The organism is Kouleothrix sp., assembly GCF_046328425.1.
GTDB lineage: Bacteria > Chloroflexota > Chloroflexia > Chloroflexales > Roseiflexaceae > Kouleothrix.
The window spans coordinates 703,288-719,444 of sequence record NZ_JAXLWP010000003.1 but is presented as its reverse complement, the minus strand read 5'-3'; the positions used below and the strand labels follow the sequence as shown (position 1 = coordinate 719,444).

12 protein-coding genes and 1 riboswitch are annotated in these 16,157 nt (G+C 66.9%); of the genes, 4 read left to right on the top strand and 8 right to left on the bottom strand.

What is annotated here, in order from left to right; genetic code table 11:
• The first annotated feature begins 35 nt into the window (after positions 1 to 35).
• The 3 genes from U0177_RS02680 (at position 36) to U0177_RS02670 (ending at position 6,255) form a co-directional block, all read left to right on the top strand.
• Entirely contained in the window at positions 36 to 1,562 is a 1,527-nt protein-coding gene (locus U0177_RS02680) for an ATP-binding protein (RefSeq protein ID WP_409569034.1), read from the top strand.
• Positions 1,563 to 1,569: 7 nt separating this feature from the next.
• Entirely contained in the window at positions 1,570 to 2,010 is a 441-nt protein-coding gene (locus U0177_RS02675) for a response regulator (protein WP_409569033.1), read from the top strand.
• A 144-nt stretch (positions 2,011 to 2,154) separates the two neighbouring features.
• Positions 2,155 to 2,318: riboswitch (SAM riboswitch) on the top strand.
• 235 nt (positions 2,319 to 2,553) lie between these two features.
• Positions 2,554 to 6,255 (top strand): homocysteine S-methyltransferase family protein, encoded by a 3,702-nt coding sequence (locus tag U0177_RS02670; protein ID WP_409569032.1) that lies wholly within the window; start codon positions 2,554 to 2,556, stop codon positions 6,253 to 6,255.
• A 17-nt stretch (positions 6,256 to 6,272) separates the two neighbouring features.
• Here the strand turns inward: U0177_RS02670 and rsmA are convergent, their stop codons facing one another.
• The 8 genes from rsmA to U0177_RS02630 all read right to left on the bottom strand — a co-directional run bounded on the left by rsmA (position 6,273) and on the right by U0177_RS02630 (position 13,795).
• Positions 6,273 to 7,217 carry a 16S rRNA (adenine(1518)-N(6)/adenine(1519)-N(6))-dimethyltransferase RsmA gene (rsmA, locus tag U0177_RS02665; protein ID WP_409569031.1) on the bottom strand — a complete coding sequence of 315 codons (945 nt, stop codon included), beginning with the start codon at positions 7,215 to 7,217 and terminating at the stop codon, positions 6,273 to 6,275.
• A 242-nt stretch (positions 7,218 to 7,459) separates the two neighbouring features.
• Complete coding sequence (locus U0177_RS02660) at positions 7,460 to 9,235, bottom strand: GAF domain-containing sensor histidine kinase (protein ID WP_409569030.1); 1,776 nt, start codon at positions 9,233 to 9,235, stop codon at positions 7,460 to 7,462.
• On the bottom strand, positions 9,232 to 9,828 hold the full coding sequence (locus U0177_RS02655; RefSeq protein ID WP_409569029.1) for an RNA polymerase sigma factor: 597 nt from the start codon (positions 9,826 to 9,828) through the stop codon (positions 9,232 to 9,234). The genes U0177_RS02660 and U0177_RS02655 overlap by 4 nt, the downstream gene beginning before the upstream one ends.
• A 92-nt stretch (positions 9,829 to 9,920) precedes the next feature.
• Positions 9,921 to 10,850 carry a malate dehydrogenase gene (mdh, locus tag U0177_RS02650; RefSeq protein ID WP_409569028.1) on the bottom strand — a complete coding sequence of 310 codons (930 nt, stop codon included), beginning with the start codon at positions 10,848 to 10,850 and terminating at the stop codon, positions 9,921 to 9,923.
• Between the two features lie 205 nt (positions 10,851 to 11,055).
• On the bottom strand, positions 11,056 to 12,012 hold the full coding sequence (locus U0177_RS02645; RefSeq protein ID WP_409569027.1) for an RluA family pseudouridine synthase: 957 nt from the start codon (positions 12,010 to 12,012) through the stop codon (positions 11,056 to 11,058).
• Positions 12,013 to 12,022: 10 nt separating this feature from the next.
• Entirely contained in the window at positions 12,023 to 12,589 is a 567-nt protein-coding gene (gene lspA, locus U0177_RS02640) for a signal peptidase II (RefSeq protein WP_409569026.1), read from the bottom strand.
• Between the two features lie 127 nt (positions 12,590 to 12,716).
• Positions 12,717 to 13,076 (bottom strand): TraR/DksA family transcriptional regulator, encoded by a 360-nt coding sequence (locus tag U0177_RS02635; protein WP_409569025.1) that lies wholly within the window; start codon positions 13,074 to 13,076, stop codon positions 12,717 to 12,719.
• A 92-nt stretch (positions 13,077 to 13,168) separates the two neighbouring features.
• Entirely contained in the window at positions 13,169 to 13,795 is a 627-nt protein-coding gene (locus U0177_RS02630; RefSeq protein ID WP_409569024.1) for a hypothetical protein, read from the bottom strand.
• Between the two features lie 161 nt (positions 13,796 to 13,956).
• Here U0177_RS02630 and U0177_RS02625 point away from each other — a divergent pair, with 161 nt between their 5' ends.
• Positions 13,957 to 15,960, top strand: coding sequence for a YegS/Rv2252/BmrU family lipid kinase (locus tag U0177_RS02625; protein WP_409569023.1), 2,004 nt, complete (start codon positions 13,957 to 13,959; stop codon positions 15,958 to 15,960).
• Positions 15,961 to 16,157 lie beyond the last annotated feature (197 nt).

Sequence of the window (16,157 nt, the reverse complement as noted above, 5' to 3'; positions counted from 1 at the left end):
GCTGGCGGGCGCCGCCTAGCCGACACGCGCGTACTATGAGCGACACCAGCATCAACCAGCCGCGCCTCGAAGAGTACACTCAATCGCTCCGCGAAGAATCGTTCGTCACGCTGCTGTATAGCATGGGCGTGTTTGGCCTCGTGCTGCTCTCCACCGGGCTGATCAACGTCGAAAGCATGCGCATGGGCGCGCAGATCGGCGGCGTGCTGGTGCTCACCTACTGGCTTGCGAACATGCTGCGCAAGCGCAAGCGCTACCGGCTGGCAGTGGTGCTGTTTCTGGCCGGCGCGCTAGCCGCGATCATCGTCACCTTCGGCTTTTACCCGCTCGCGAGCAACCCGTTCATCTTCTTCACGCCGCTGGTAGTGTGCATCGCCGGGGTGCTGCTGCGCCCGCGCGCCGGGTTTGTGGCCGCCACCGCCGCGATCGCCGCAATGATCCTCGCGGCGATCAGCTACGGCCAATCCAGCCAGATGTGGCAGCTACCATTCCTCGCCGCCGTGCTGCTGGGCTACCTGAGCGCTGCGGTGGCGATGCTGGCCTCGCTCAGCTTCTTCACCGTGGTCGAGTGGGCGATCGATAGCTACCACAAGGTCGAGCGCCGCGAGGCCCAGCTGTACGAGAGCGAGAAGCAGCTCCAGCGCGCGCTGCGCGAGCAAGACTCGCTCAACCACCGGCTGCAAGAATCGAACAAGCAGCTCGAAAACGCGCGCGCCGTCGCCGAGTACGCCAACCGCATGAAATCGCAGTTTGTGGCGAATATGAGCCACGAGCTGCGCACGCCGCTCAACGCGATCATCGGCTTCTCGTACATCCTTAAGCAAGAGCTTAAAGGCCCGCTCGCGCCCGACCAGCACGACTATGTCGGCCGGATCTACGACGCCGGCAACTACCTGCTGAAGCTGCTCAACGACATTCTCGACAACGCCAAGATCGAGGCCGGCCGGCTCGACCTACAGCGCGAGCCAAGCCAGCTCGAGCCGATCGTGCACGAGGTGCTGGTGACGGCCAGCAGCCTTACGCACGGCAAGCCGCTGGCGCTGCGCACCGAGCTTGCCAGCGACCTGCCGCTGGTGTACGCCGACCGCATGCGCGTGGCCCAGGTGCTGCTCAACCTGCTCTCGAACGCGGTGAAGTTTACCGAGCACGGCAGCATTACGCTGCGCGTCTACCCGGCCTTTCACACCCCACCCGCCGACACGCCGCAGGGCGAACAGCCGCCCGACAGCGGGTATGTGGTGGTGGAAGTTGAAGATACTGGCATCGGCATCGCTGCCGAAAACCTGGAGCTGATCTTCGAGGAGTTCCGCCAGGCCGACGAGACACTCTCGCGGCGCTATGGCGGCACCGGCCTGGGCCTGCCGATCAGCCGGCGGCTGGTGGAGCTGCACGGCGGCCGCCTGACAGTGGCCAGCACGCTGGGGCGCGGCTCGACCTTCCGCTTCACGCTGCCGGCCGTGGCCGACGCGCACCTGCGCCAGGCCAGGGAGCTGCTGAATACGCCACTGCAGCTTGAGCATCGCGCACTGGCCAGCGAGCCACAGCCGGCGCTCAGCAGATAGGAACACTATGGCAACTACGCCACACGCCGATCGCCCCACCGCGCCGCCCGACCGCCCCGAAAACGCCTATATTATTCTGGTCGAAGACGACCCAAACTCCTACCTGGTGATCGAAGAGCTGCTGAAGCACGCCGGCTTCAAGCACTTCTACCACCGCGGCAGCGGCGCCAAGCTGATCCAGCTGATCGAGGTGCTGCCGCAGATCGACCTGGTGCTGCTCGACATTGGCCTGCCCGGCGAAGATGGTTTCGCGGTGCTCAAGCGCCTGCGCGCGCACCCGCAGTCGGCCCGCGCGCATATCGCCGCCATCACCGCCAATATCATGCACCAGACGCGGCTGCGCGCCAAGGATGCCGGCTTCGACAGCTTCATCAGCAAGCCGATTCAGCCCGATAAGATCTGCGACCAGATCCGCAGCATGCTGGCCGGCCGCGCATTCTGGTGGTAGCTCCGGCTCCGCCAAGCTCTGGTTGTGTGGTACCCTGCTGGCCTCGCGGGGCAGGGCGCCACACCACGCAGGTGATCGACAAGTGCGCAGCGCCGTTGACAAGCCACCAGACGGCTGCTATACTGCGGCTCAACAATTGAATACCGCTCATCAAGAGGGGTGGAGGGATCGGCCCTGTGAAACCCCGGCAACCCCTTCCCAAGTTCTCAGTCGTGAGTTTTGAGTTGCACTTGGCTAACTCAGCACTCAGCACTCGAAACTCCGGAAGGAAGGTGCCAACTCCGACAGCGCAAGCTGGGAGATGAGGACAGCGTAGTAACCCTCATGCCCGCGCGTGAGGGTATTTGTTTGCGTTCAACAAGCCAAGGCATACATGTTCATACCAACTCCGTTATGATCACGTTCTTTTTGGTATGCCCTGCCCGGCAAAGCCTGGCAGGGCATACCAACAAGAAATTCGGGGGCGGCCACGCCGCCCCCGAACCCCCAGCATCAACCAAGTGATCGGCCGAATTTGGTATCACTGAGGCGAGGTCAAGCCACATGAGCTCAAAACCAACCTATCTCGAGGCGCTACGCTCGCGCGTGCTGATCTTCGACGGCGCCATGGGCACGAGCATCGACCAGTTCGGGCTCTCGGCCGAGGATTACGGCGGCGAGCGCACCTACGGCAACCGCGACTACCTGGCGATCGCCCGGCCCGACGTGATCGAGCAGATCCACACCTCGTTCATGGAGGCCGGCTGCGACGTGCTCGAGACCAACACCTTCCAGAGCACGCGCCTGCGCCTGGCCGAGTGGGGCCTGGCCGATCGCACCGCCGAGCTGAATATCGCCGCCGCGCGCCTGGCCCGCCGCGTCGCCGAGCGCTTCGCCGCCCAGGACGGCCGGCCGCGCTACGTGGCCGGCTCGATCGGCCCCACCGGCAAGCTGCCCTCGTCGAACGACCCGGCGCTCTCGGATATTACCTTCGACGAGCTATCGGAGATCTTTCGCGAGCAGGCCGCCGCGCTGATCGCCGGTGGCGTCGACGTGCTGCTCGTCGAGACCAGCGTCGATATTCTCGAGGTCAAGGCCGCGCTCGACGGCATCCGGCGCGCAAAGCACGAGGCTGGCGCGCACGTGGCCGTGCAGGCCCAGATCTTCCTCGACCTCTCGGGCCGCATGCTGCTGGGCACCGAGGTGCCGGCGGTGATCGCGACGCTCGAGGCAATGCCGGTCGACGTGATCGGCCTGAACTGCAGCACCGGCCCCGAGCATATGCGCGAGGCCATCCAGTACCTATGCGCGCACTCGCGGCTGCCGATCTCGTGCATCCCCAACGCCGGGCTGCCGCTCGAGGTCGACGGCGAGACGGTATATCCAATGGAGCCCGAGCCATTCGCGCGCATCCTCGGCGAGTTCGTGCGCGAGTATGGCGTGAGCGCCGTCGGTGGCTGCTGCGGCACGCGGCCGGCGCACATCCGGGCGCTACGCGCGGCCGTGGGCTACGAGCGCGCCCCAGCCGCGCGCCAGGTCGAGTACATCCCCAGCGTGTCGTCGGGGGTGAAGGCCGCCGCGCTGCGCCAGGACGTGACGCTCACAATGATCGGCGAGCGCGTCAATACGCTTGGCTCGCGCAAGGTGAAGCGGCTGCTGCTGAACGACGACTACGACGGCGTGCTCGACGTGGCGCGCGAGCAAGCCGACGGCGGCGCGCACCTGCTCGACGTGTGCGTGGCTACCACCGAGCGCGCCGACGAGCGTGAGCAGATGGTCGCGCTGCTGAAAAAGCTGACCATGAACGTCGAGCTGCCGTTGGCGATCGACACCACCGAGGCCGACGTGCTCAAGGCCGCGCTCGAGATCTACCCAGGCCGCGCGATCGTCAACTCGCTCTCGCTCGAGGGCGGCCGCGGCGAGAAGCTCGACCGCACCATGCCGTTGGTAGCGCGCTACGGCGCGGCCGCGATGGCCATGACCATCGACGAGGACGGGATGGCGCACACCGCCGGCCGCAAGCTGGCGGTGGCCCGGCGGATCGCCCAGATCGCGCGCGACGAGTACGGCGTGCCGCACGAGTCGCTGATCTTCGACGTGCTGACCTTCCCGATCACCACCGGCCAGGACGAACTGCGCCGCGCCGCGATCGAGACGATCGAGGGCATCCGGCTGGTAAAGCAGCATATCCCCGGCTGCTTCACCACCCTGGGCGTCAGCAATTTGTCGTTCGGCGTCGCGCCGCACGCCCGCGCCGCGCTCAATTCGGTGTTCCTGAAGCACGCCGTCGACGCGGGGCTCGACACCGCGATCATCAACCCGGCCCACGTGACGCCCTACGCCGAGATTCCGGCCGAGCAGCGCGAGCTGTGCGAAGACCTGATCTTCGACCGGCGCGACGAGGCGCTTGCACGATTCATCCAGTTCTTCGAGCAGAACGCCGCCGCCGTAGCCACAGCGCGCGCCGACCCGACCGCTGGCCTAAGCGTGGCCGAGCGCTTGCACTGGAAGATTGTGCACCGGGTGAAAGAAGGCGTGGAAGAGGACGTGGATGTGTTGATGGCGCAACGGCTGGGCCTATCGGTTGAAGATTTCAGGTTGCTCGTTGCAGGTTCAGTATCGGGTGACAGCGATAGCACTGTTCAGCCTGCAAACGTGCAAACCGCTCAACCGCCTAGCGCGGTGCCGCGCGGCGATGCCGCCGTCGACATTCTCAACAACGTGCTGCTGCCGGCCATGAAAGAAGTTGGCGACCTGTTCGGCTCCGGCCAGCTGATCCTGCCATTCGTGCTGCAGAGCGCCGAGGTGATGAAGAAGACCGTAGCCTACCTCGAGCGCTACCTCGACAAGCTCGAAGGCGCCACCAAGGGCAAAGTGGTGCTCGCCACAGTCTACGGCGACGTGCACGACATCGGCAAGAATCTGGTGCATACGATCCTGGCGAACAACGGCTACACGGTGTACGACCTGGGCAAGCAGGTGCCGCTGAACACGATCATCGAGAAGGCAGTAGAAGTTGGCGCCGACGCGATCGGCCTCTCGGCGCTGCTGGTGAGCACGTCGAAGCAGATGCCGCTGTGCGTGCAGGAGCTGCACCGGCGCGGGCTGAGCTTCCCGGTGCTGGTGGGCGGCGCGGCGATCAACCAGCAGTATGGCCAGCGCATCACGTTTGTAGCCGACGAAGAGCCTTACGCGGCCGGCGTGTTCTACTGCAAAGACGCGTTCGAAGGCCTGGAGACGATGGATAAGCTCTCGAATACGTCGGCGCGCGCGCGCTTCGTCGAGCAGACGATTCGCGACGCGGCGCAGGTGCTGCACCAGAAGCAGCGCGGGCGCGTGGCGCTGGCCGATCTGGGGCGCGCCACCCGCGGCGACACCGCGCGCTCGGCCGTGCGCCGCGACGTGCCGGTGCCCACGCCGCCGTTCTGGGGCGCGCAGGTGGTGAAGCGCATCAAGCTGCAGGACGTGGTCGACTGCCTCGACCGCAACGCGCTGTTCCGGCTGCAGTGGGGCGCCAAAAACGCCAAGGGCGCCGAGTGGGAAAAGCTCAAGGCCGGGTTTGAGCTGAAGGTGCGCGACCTCATCCGCGCCGCCGAGCGCGAAGGCTGGCTCGAGCCGCAGGTGGTGTACGGCTACTTCCCGGCGCAGGCCGACGGCAACGAGCTGGTTGTCTACGACCCGGCCAGCCTGAGTATCAAGAGCCAGGATTCAAGCACCGGCAAGGAGCATGGCTCTCGGCTCTTGGCTCTCGGCTCTGCGCGCGAGCTGACGCGCTTTGTGTTCCCACGCCAGCCTGGGCGCGAGCGGCTATGCCTGGCCGACTACTTCCGCCCGGCCGAGAGCGGCGAGTACGATGTCGCGGCTTTCCAGATCGTCACAATGGGCGCGCGCGTCGACGACCTGACCGAGGAGCTTCAGAAGGCCGGCGACTACAGCAGCGGCTACTTCATCCACGGCCTGAGCGTATCGCTGGCCGAAGCGCTAGCCGAGTACACCAACCGCGTGGTGCGCCAGAGCCTGGGGCTGAAGGGCGAGCAGGGCAAGCGCTACTCGTGGGGCTACCCGGCCTGCCCGGACCTCGACGAGCACGCCAAGCTGTTCGGCATTCTGCCGGCCGATCGCATTGGCGTAACGCTCACCGATGCCTTTCAGCTGGTGCCCGAGCAGAGCACCGCCGCGATCGTGGTGCACCACCCCGAGGCCAAGTACTTCAGCATCGGTTCGGCCGCCGAGCGCGCCGAGCAGGATGTGGGCGCGGTGGCCTGATCCGCGCGGCCTGAAGCCTACAGCCGAGCGCCGGGTTCTTCGCTCCCGGCGCCCTCGAGCTGGGAGTACAGCCTGGCCCACTCGGCGAGCGAGAGCGTCTCGGCGCGCCGATCCGGGTCGATACCGGCGGCGGCCAGCGCGGCCAGCGCGCGCGGCTTATCGAGCGGCGTGCCTATGGCCGCCAGCCCGGTGGGCAGCGCGTTGGCAAGCTTCTTTCGCGCCTGCAAAAAGCCGGCCTTGATCAGCCGCATGAGCGCGGCGGGCGGTACGTCGGCGGCGGGCTGCGGGCGTATGCGCAGGCGCAGAATGGCCGAGTCGACCGCTGGAGCCGGGAAGAAGCTGGCGGCCGGCACGCGCGCAATCACCTCGGGCGCGGCGTACAGCTGCACCGAGTGCGCCAGCACGCTCATGTCGCCGGGCGCGGCCGCGATGCGCTCGGCCACCTCCCACTGCACCAGCACCACCATGAGCGCCGGCGGCGGCGCGGCCTCGAGGAAGTGGCGCAGGGCCGCTGAAGTGATCGCGTAGGGCAGGTTCGCCACGACTTTGTAGCGAGGGCCGGGAGCCGGAAACTGAGAACCGCCCGGGCTGGGCTGGCTCTCGTTTTTTGGTTCCTGGCTGTTTTGCAGCAGCTGCTCGGGCGATTGGCGCAGGATATCGCCCTGCACGAGCGTGAAGCCCGGCTCGCCCGCAAACTCAGCGCGCAGCCGCTCGGCCAGGCGCGCGTCGAGCTCGACGCTGACGACGCGGCCGGCGCGCCGCACAAGCTCCCACGTCAGCACGCCGAGGCCCGGCCCAACCTCCACCACCGTATCGGCGGGCACAAGCTCGGCCGCGCCAACGATCGCGCCCAGCACGGCGGCGTCGAGCAGGAAGTTCTGGCCCATGGCGCGGGTAGGCCGCAGATCGAGCGAGCGCAGCGCCGCGCGCACGCGGGCCGGCTCGAGGTACGGGTTAGTCATTGCAAACCGCAGATCGCAGATTGCAGAGCGCAGGCTATTGTTACCGGCAAGCTATTATCTCACAATCTGCGTTATATCACACGAGTTACGTGGTGGGGGTTCGGGGGCGGCAAAGCCGCCCCAGCTTCCTTTTTGGCCGGTCGCGGCCACGGCGGTGGCCGCGACCGGCCAAAAAAGAGATGATTTTGGGAGGCTTGCGCCCTCCAAGCCTCCCCACGCGGGAGGACACCGCGTAACTCGTGTTATATCAGGGGAACGGTGACGCGCACGGTGGTGCCCTGGCCCGGCGCGGACATCATCTCGGAGGCGCCGCCGATCAGCTTGGCGCGCTCTTCGATATTGAGCAGGCCAAACGAGCCGCGCTTCTCGTACGACTCGAGCACCTTCTGCAGATCAAAGCCGGCGCCGTCGTCCTGCACCGTCACCTCGAGCGCGCTGGGCGTCTGCTTCAGGCGCACCCAGATATGCTCGGCCTTGGCGTACTTCAGCGCGTTGTTGATCGCCTCCTGGATAATATTGAACAGCGTGCCCTCGACCTTGGTATCGAGATCGACCGAGATCTCGTTCGACTCAAGCTCGATCTTGGTGGTGTTGCTCTGGAAACGCTCGAGATACTGGCGCAGCGTCACGTCGAGGCCCTGCGTCTCGAGCGCCAGCGGGCGTAGCTCGAACAGCATGGTGCGCACCTCGTGGGTCGTGCGCTTGGCCAGCTGGCCGAGCTTGTCGAGCTCGTTGAACACGCGCTTGGGGTCGCGCTCGAGCAGCCGCTTGATGAACTCGACATTCATGGTGATCGCCGCAAGCGCCTGCGCCGGGCCGTCGTGCAGGTCGCGCGCGAGCTGGTGGCGCACCTCTTCTTCCTTCGACAGCAGCTTCGAGCGCTCCTGGCGCAGGTCGTACACCAGCTGAGCATTATGCAGCGCGATGATCGCGTAGTTCGCCAGCGCCGTCAGCATCCCCAGCTGCTCCGTATTAAAGGCGCGCGCGCGGTCGCTGGCGATCAGCAGCAGGCCATAGGTTCGCAGCGCCGCGCGCAGCGGCACCAGGCAGGCGGCGTGGCACTGCGCCAGCGCGGCGATCGGCGCCAGCTCGGGCTCCTGGCTAACATCGTCGATCAGGCAGGCGTCGGACGAGCGCAGCACCTGGCCGATCTGGCCAGTGCCGAGCTGCAGGCGCTGCTGAGTATCGAGATCGCTGGCGCCGTACGAAGCCGCGACATACAGCTCGTCGGGCTGGCCCGTCGAGAGCAGCACCAGCGCGCACTGGTGCGGCACCAGCTTGCGGCTCTCGACCAGCGTGGCGTCGAGCACGCTCTGGTAGTTCATGGTCGTCGAGAGCGTATAGGCGACCTCGTACAGCGAGCGCATCTGGTCGCGGTACGCATTCGCCTCGCTCAGCGCGTCCTGCTGTTTCTGCTCGGCCAGCTCGACGCTCAGGCGGTTGTTGGCCGTCCAGCGCTCGGCCAGGCCGCTGGTGAGCCAGGGGATGCACACCAGCGCCACCGCGCGCAGCGTAAGGCCCAGCAGCGCCACCGCCTCGGTGGGCGCCGGGCCATTGTTCGGGCCGATCCGCGCCAGCAGGTAGGCGCTGACATACACCGCCGCGGCGAACACCCCGGCCAGCAGGCTCGACATCGGCCGCAGCCGGAAAGCCGCGCCGACCAGCGGCAGCAGGTACAGCGGGTAGTACAGGTCGCGCGGGTCGTGGCCGAAATAGGTGAACAGCGAGATGAAGATAATATCGATAACGAAGGCGATGTTCAGCAAGCCGCTAAGCGCCGACACAAACAGCGCCAGGGTGGCCAGCAGATTGAACAGGCCATAGGCCCACACCAGCATCAGCACCGGCGGCATCGTGAGCGTGAACGGCCAGAGCGGCTGCTTGACCAGCAGCGTGCCGATCAGCGCCAGCAGTATGAACACCCCCCAGCGCGCGGCGATGTAGAAGCGATCGCCGCCAAGCAGCTGCCAGCGGACGCGTGAGCTTATGGTTCGGGGCGAGGTGGTCGATGCACTCATAGTTGATCGGGCAATATCGCGCCGCTGCCATAGCGTCGCTGAAGCTGGCCTTTCAGAAGCTTGCGAGCGTGATGCAGCCGTGATTTGACCGTGCCCTCAGGGCAATCGAGGATCGCGGCAACCTCAGGAATCGACAGATCTTCCAGGTAGTGTAGCACCAGCACCGAGCGATGATTGGGCGGCAGGTCGTCGAGCACGGCGCGGACGATCGTCTGAAGCTCGTGCTGCTCGGCAATCTGCTCGGGCGAGCGCCGGGCCGGCGCGAACAGCCGCTCGGCCAGCGCGTGAAACGGTTCGTGCCACAGCCGCTGCCGCCGCGCGCAATTGTACGATAGGTTGGCGGCCACGCGGTACAGCCATGGCAGCAGTGGCTGCGCGCCGTCGAGCTCGCCAGCCTGCCGGTACAGCCGGTAGAATGTATCTTGCAGCACTTCCTCGGCCGTCTCGGCGTTGCGGGTGATACCCAGCGCCAGCTGGTATACCTGCCGCTGATAGCGCCCGAACACGGTTTCGAGCGCGTCGAGGCGACCACGCGCGATCGCCTGGAGCGCGGATGCGTCGCTTTCGTCGCTGTGCTGGCTCGTCTTGTTCATAAGTGCGCCACCGACTTCATCGTCGGCGACCCAACAGTGCCGCGCGCTGCGCTAGGACTAGCCACACACAGCGCGCAGCAGATCATATGCCACTACATGGCCTTAAGCGCGTCGATCGACGATTTCACGACGTCGGCGCTCTTCTTCATCAGCGCCAGCTCGTCGTCGTTGAGCGGCAGCTCGACGATCTTCTTGACGCCGCCGGCGCCAAGCACGCACGGCACGCCGAAATAGATATCGTTCAGGCCGTACTCGCCCTCGAGGTAGCACGAGCACGGGATCACGCGGTTCTTGTCGCGCAGCACCGCCTCGACCATCTGCACGGTGGCCGAGCTAGGCGCGTAGTAGGCGCTGCCGGTCTTCAGCAGGTTGACGATCTCGCCGCCGCCCTTGCGCGCGCGATCGACGATCGCGTTCAGGCGCTCGGCGCCGATGAACTCGGTGACGGGGATGCCGCCGATAGTGGTGTAGCGCGGCAGCGGCACCATCTCGTCGCCGTGGCCGCCCATCAGCATCGCCTGGATATCCTCGACCGACACGCCCGCCTCGAGCGCGATAAACGTGCGGTAGCGCGCGCTATCGAGCACGCCGGCCTGGCCGATCACGCGATTCTTGGGGAACCCGCTGACCTGCTTGGCCAGGTAGGCCATGGTATCGAGCGGGTTGTTGACAATAATGATCACCGCGTCGGGCGAGAGCGCCGCAGCCTTCGAGACGCAATCGCGGGTGATGTTGGCGTTGATCTTGATCAGGTCTTCGCGGCTCATGCCGGGCTTGCGCGGCGCGCCCGACGTGACGACAATCACGTCCGACCCGGCGGTGTCGGCGTAGTCGTTGGTGCCTTTCACGTGCAGGTCGAAGCCCTCGATCGGGCCGGATTCAAGCAGGTCGAGCCCTTTGCCCTGCGGGATACCCTCGACAATATCGACCAGCACAATGTCGCCAAGCTCTTTCGCGGCAATCCAGTGGGCGGCAGTCGAACCGACGAAACCAGCACCAATGATGGTGATTTTCGGTCGCATAGACTTCTCCTTAGGTTCAGAGAGCGATACGGAAGTACGGCTTGATCGAAACACAGCCCCGTACCGATTGGGTTACAGCTACACCACCTAGAGTTGCGAATTCCACATCGCGGATGGCAAACCGCGGCGAGCTGGGCACGCTCGGCGCCTGCTGATCGACGCCACCTAGTATAGCACCAGTTAGCGCGTGCTGCGCCAGCTAGAGCTAGGCGGCCTGCGCCCGCAGCTTGTTCAGCGCGGCCTGCAGATCGGCCGGCAGCGGCGACTCGAACTCGGCCCACGCGCCGCTCGAGGGCAGCGCGAAGCCGAGCCGGTAGGCGTGCAAGAACTGGCGCGCCAGGCCAAATGTGGCGCGCGGCTTTTTCGGGCCATACAGCGGGTCGCCCAGCAGCGGGCGGCTCTTATAGCTGAAATGGACGCGGATCTGGTGCGTACGGCCGGTTTCAAGCCGCGCCTCGATCAGCGTATACTCGCCCAGCGCTTCGAGCACGCGCCAGTGGGTGCGCGCCGATCGCCCGCTCGCGACGATCGCCTGCCGCAGCCGGTCGGTCGGGTGGCGGGCGATCGGCGCGTCGATCAGGCCGCTAGGCTCTTTGAAGCGGCCCTCGACCACCGCGAGGTAGGCTTTGGCCATGGTATGGGCCTGCTGCTGGGCCTGCAGGCTGTGGCGCGCGGCGTCGTTGCGCGCCACCACCAGCAACCCCGAGGTATCGCGGTCGAGCCGGTGCACAATGCCGGGCCGCAAGTCGCTGCCGACGGTGATATCGGGGTAGCGCGCCAGCAGCGCATTCACCAGCGTGCCGTCGAGGTGGCCAGGCGCGGGGTGCACCACCATACCGGCGGGCTTATCGATCACCACCACGTCGCCATCCTCATACACCACGTCGAGCGGGATAGGCTGGGGCAGCAGGTCGGTCGGCTGGGCGATCGGCCGCAGCACCAGCACCACGTCGCCGGCGCGCAGCGCGGCGCTGGGGCGCGCGTCGGCGCCATTCAGGCGGATGTGGCCGTCTTCGATCAGCTGGCGGGCATAGCTGCGCGAAAGGTCGGCGATGCGGTCGGCAACGTAGCGGTCGAGGCGCGCGCCTTCGTCGGAAGGCTCGACCGCCAGCCGCAGCACCTCGGCGTGGCGCCGCGCATCGGGCGCGCTATCGTCGTCCATCGTCATCGCATCACTGCCGATCGCCGCGGCCGGGCCACTGCTCCTGGCTGAGCAGCTCGCCCAGCAGCGTCTCGTCGCCGGGGCTGCTGGGGGCGGTGGCGCGGCTTTCGCCGAACAGCAGCAGGTAGCCGGCCAGCATGATCACGCCAATGGTGATCGCGCTGTCGGCAAGGTTGAAGATGCCGGGGAACCAGCGCACATGCACAAAATCGACCACGTAGCTGTAGCGCACGCGGTCGATGATATTGCCGATCGCGCCGCCGACGATCAGGCCAAGGCTGTACTGCACCCAGGGGCGGTTATTCGGCAGCTGAAAGCGGTAGAACAGGATTGCGCCGATGCTGATTACGATCGAAGTGATCGTAAAAAAGTACGGGATGCCGCGGAACAGGCCAAAGGCAACGCCGTTGTTTTTCACGTAGGTGAAGCTGAGCCACGCGCCCAGCAGCGGGCGCGTCGTCCCTTCGTTCGGGCCAAGGGTTTGTAGGATCCAGGCTTTGGTAAGCTGATCGAGCAGAATAACCGCAACCACCACTGCCAGCGGGCGCGCCCACCGCAGCCGAAACTCCTCGCGCACGTCATTCTCCGCGTCTATACCAGTAAGCAGGAGGCAAGGGCCAGTTGGCAATTATGGCGCACCGAGGCCGCTAGCTCTCGCTTAGGCTGGCTCAATACGTCGGCTCGGCTACACGCAAGCGCGGCGATCAGCGCTCGCGCTCGATCGCCGACTGGCAGGTGATACAGTGGATGGCATACGGCAGCGCTTCGAGACGCTCGGGGTTGATCGGCTGGCCACAGCGCTCGCAGACCCCGTACGAGCCGGCGTCGAGCCGCTGGAGCGCCGCGTCGACCTGGCTGAGCAGATCTTCGGCGTTGCCGCGCAGCGCCAGGTTGCGCTCGCGGTTCATGACATCGCTGGCGTCGTCGGCCAGATGGTTACCAATGCCGGCGTCGTCTTGCGGCGCTTTGTTCTCGGCATCGATCGCGGCGACATCGTCTTGCAGCTCGCGGCGCTCGGCTTCGAGGCGCGCGCGGATTCTTTCGAATACTTCGTTGCTGGCCATAGCTCCTCCACATCGCGAAGACTTCGGCGGCGCCCCAGCATTGCGGCGCAGCGCGGCCGTGACCGGCGAAATTATACCATACCGCCGAGCGATCAGGCGGTATCGACCGAGCGATAGCCGCCCAGGCCGCCGGGGGTAAACGCCTCGCCGAGCGAGTGCAGCAGCGCAGCCACGATGATCAGCTCGTCGCGCAGCGCATCGCGCAGGGCGTCGTGATGGCGGTCGCTCCACAGGTCGCCCAGGTCGGTCACATTCGTGCCGACCAGCTGGACATACGCCTGCACCGGCCGGTCGCCGCTGGTGCGGTAGCCACGGCGTACCTCGATCGCCACATACTCGCCAGGCGTGGGCATATCCGGCGCGGCGCGGCGCAGGGCGGCGCGCACGGCCGCGTTGAACGCGCGCGTCAGGTCGATATCGCCACGATCGGCGTGGCCGCGCACATCGACGGTATACGTCCAGGCGAGCTCGAGCAGGCCCGGCGAGATCTCGTTGCCTTCAGAGTGCAACTGGTGTGCCGCGGTCCACGTGAACGTCAGCTCAACCCACGGCGGCGCGGTGCCTTCGGTGAGCGGCTCGGGATGTTCGGGGAACAGCTCGACGCGATAGACACGCTCGAGTGTGTCGGGGTGAACACTCTCGGCCAGCAGGTGGTCGTGCAGCCCGGCCAGAAGCCACGCATCTTCAAGGCCGGCCGCGAGTTCGTCGTAGGTTATCACTGGCGTCCTCTACATCTTTGTTTAGCCGGTGTATTGTACCGCTATGCGCCCCCGGCAGCAACCAGCGCCGCGCCAAGCAACGGAATAGATCTTGCACTTCGAAGCGCGCAGGAGTGGGTGCGATGCTGGCCACGCCAGCGCCAGTGGATGGAGTGTATGCTATGTTGCAAGCGCCCGATTCGCCCGCCGCGGACGCCCAGGATGGGCCGGCCGACGCGCGGGTGTTCGTAGTTCTAAACCCGATGGCCGGCAGCTCGGTTGCCGACGACGTGCGCGCCGCGCTCGAGCGCAGCTTTGGCGACACCAATGTGGACATATACGAGACCACCGGCGACGAGGGCGAAAATATCGGCGAGCTGGTGCGCGCCGCCGCCGACCGCGGCGCCAGGCTGGTCGTGGCTGCGGGCGGCGACGGCACCGTCTCGGACGTAGCCGAGGGCCTGATCGGCAGCGACGTGCCGCTCGGCATCATCCCGGTGGGCACCGCGAATGTGTTCGCGCGCGAGCTGGAGCTGCCGCTCACGCTCGACGATGCCTGCGCGCTGATAGCTGGCGATCACGCGACCTCGCCCGTCGACGCCATGAAAGTTGGCGAGAAATACTTCGTGCTGCAGATCGGCATCGGCATCGACTCGCTGATGATCCGCGACACCGACCGCCAGGCCAAGCGCCGCTTCGGGCGCGCGGCGTATATCTGGACGATGCTGACCCGGCTGTTTGGCTACCAGCCGCTGCGCTTCACCATCGTGGCCGACGGCAAGCGCCTGCGGCCGCGCGCCTCGCAGGTGCTGGTGGCCAACGGCGGCGTGCTCGGCGTGCCGCCATTCCGCTGGGGGCCGCACATCACGCCCAACGACGGCCGCATCGACGTGTGCATCGTCAGCGCGCGCACGCTGCTCGACTACGTTGGCCTGATCTGGCACACCGTGCTGGGCCAGCAGCGCCGCGACCGCAACGTGCGCTACCTGGCCGCCACGTCAAGCATCTCGATCAGCGCCGACCAGCCGCTGCCGGTGCAGGCCGACGGCGAGATCGTCGGCGATACCCCGCTGCAGATCCAGGTCGTGCCGCACGCCGTCCAGGTGATCGTGCCGGCCCCGGCGGGCGAGCGCGAGGATGCGGCCAGCGGCGCGCCGCGCGCCGACCAGCTCGAGATCGACCCGGCCACGCCGCACCCCTGGGATCAGCCCTCGCCCGCCGCCAAGGCCGCAGCCGAGCCGGCCAAGCAGGCGGTGAAGCAGGCCGTGGGCACGATCGCCACGCCCGAGCAGGCGGCACAGGTAGCCCAGCAGCTGGCCGCCGCCGCCCAGGGCACCACCGAGCACGAGCTGCGGGCGCAGGCGCCGGCGGCAACCGACCCGGCCGAGGCCATTCAGGCCGCCGCAGAGGCAACCGACGGCCCGCAAAAAGCGCCCGCCACGATCGTCGAGGCCGCGCGCCAGGTGGCCAGCAGCAGCGGCGAGACGCGCGAGGCGCTCGAGCAGGCGATCCAGCAAGCCACCAACCCCGAGCAGGAGGGCCGCGTGGACGCGCCCGAGCGCGCGCCGCTCGACCTGCTGCGCGAGGCGATCTTGCACCAGATGAAGCCCTACCAGGCGCTGGACGCACGGCTGTACCTGGCGGTGAACCACCTGCCGCACACGCCGCTGACCAACCGGCTGATGTATGCGCTGACGGTGATCATGAACGGCGGCTTTGGCTGGGTGCTGGGCCTGGTGCTCGCGGCGCTGTTCGACCGGCGGCGCGGGCGCCAGGCGCTGCTGCAGGTGCTGCCGCCGCTCTGGTTCGCCACGATGTCGGTGGAATACCCGATCAAATACTACTTCCGCCGCCGCCGGCCGTTCATCGATATCGTCCAGGCGATCGCGGTGGGCAAAAAGCCCGGCACCTTTTCGTTCCCCTCGGGCCACTCGGCGGCGGCGTTCGCGGGCGCCTGGCTGCTGCGCCGGCACTACCCGCGCCTGGCCGCGCTGTGGTACACGATCGCCGGGCTGGTTGGCTTCTCGCGGATCTACCTTGGCGCGCACTACCCCGGCGACGTGCTGAGCGGCGCCTTGGCCGGCACCACGCTGGCCGAAGCGACGCGCTGGCTGATCGAGCAGGGCGACCAGGCCAACGACGAGCCTGCGCTCAAGCGCGTGCTCGGACAGCTTCGCGAGCCCTAGCGCGCCGGCATCAGGGTCGCGCACGGCCACGGCGCGCCAGCGCCGCAGCAATTGACCAAATCGCAACTATGCCCTAGCATGTATCAGCATCTCTGCCTGCGCCTTATACACCGTACACGCGGATGCCCGCGCGAGACAACGCGGCCTGCGGCAGATCGGCCGAGCCGGCTCGGCTCCAATGCTCGCGCTCGCCGCAC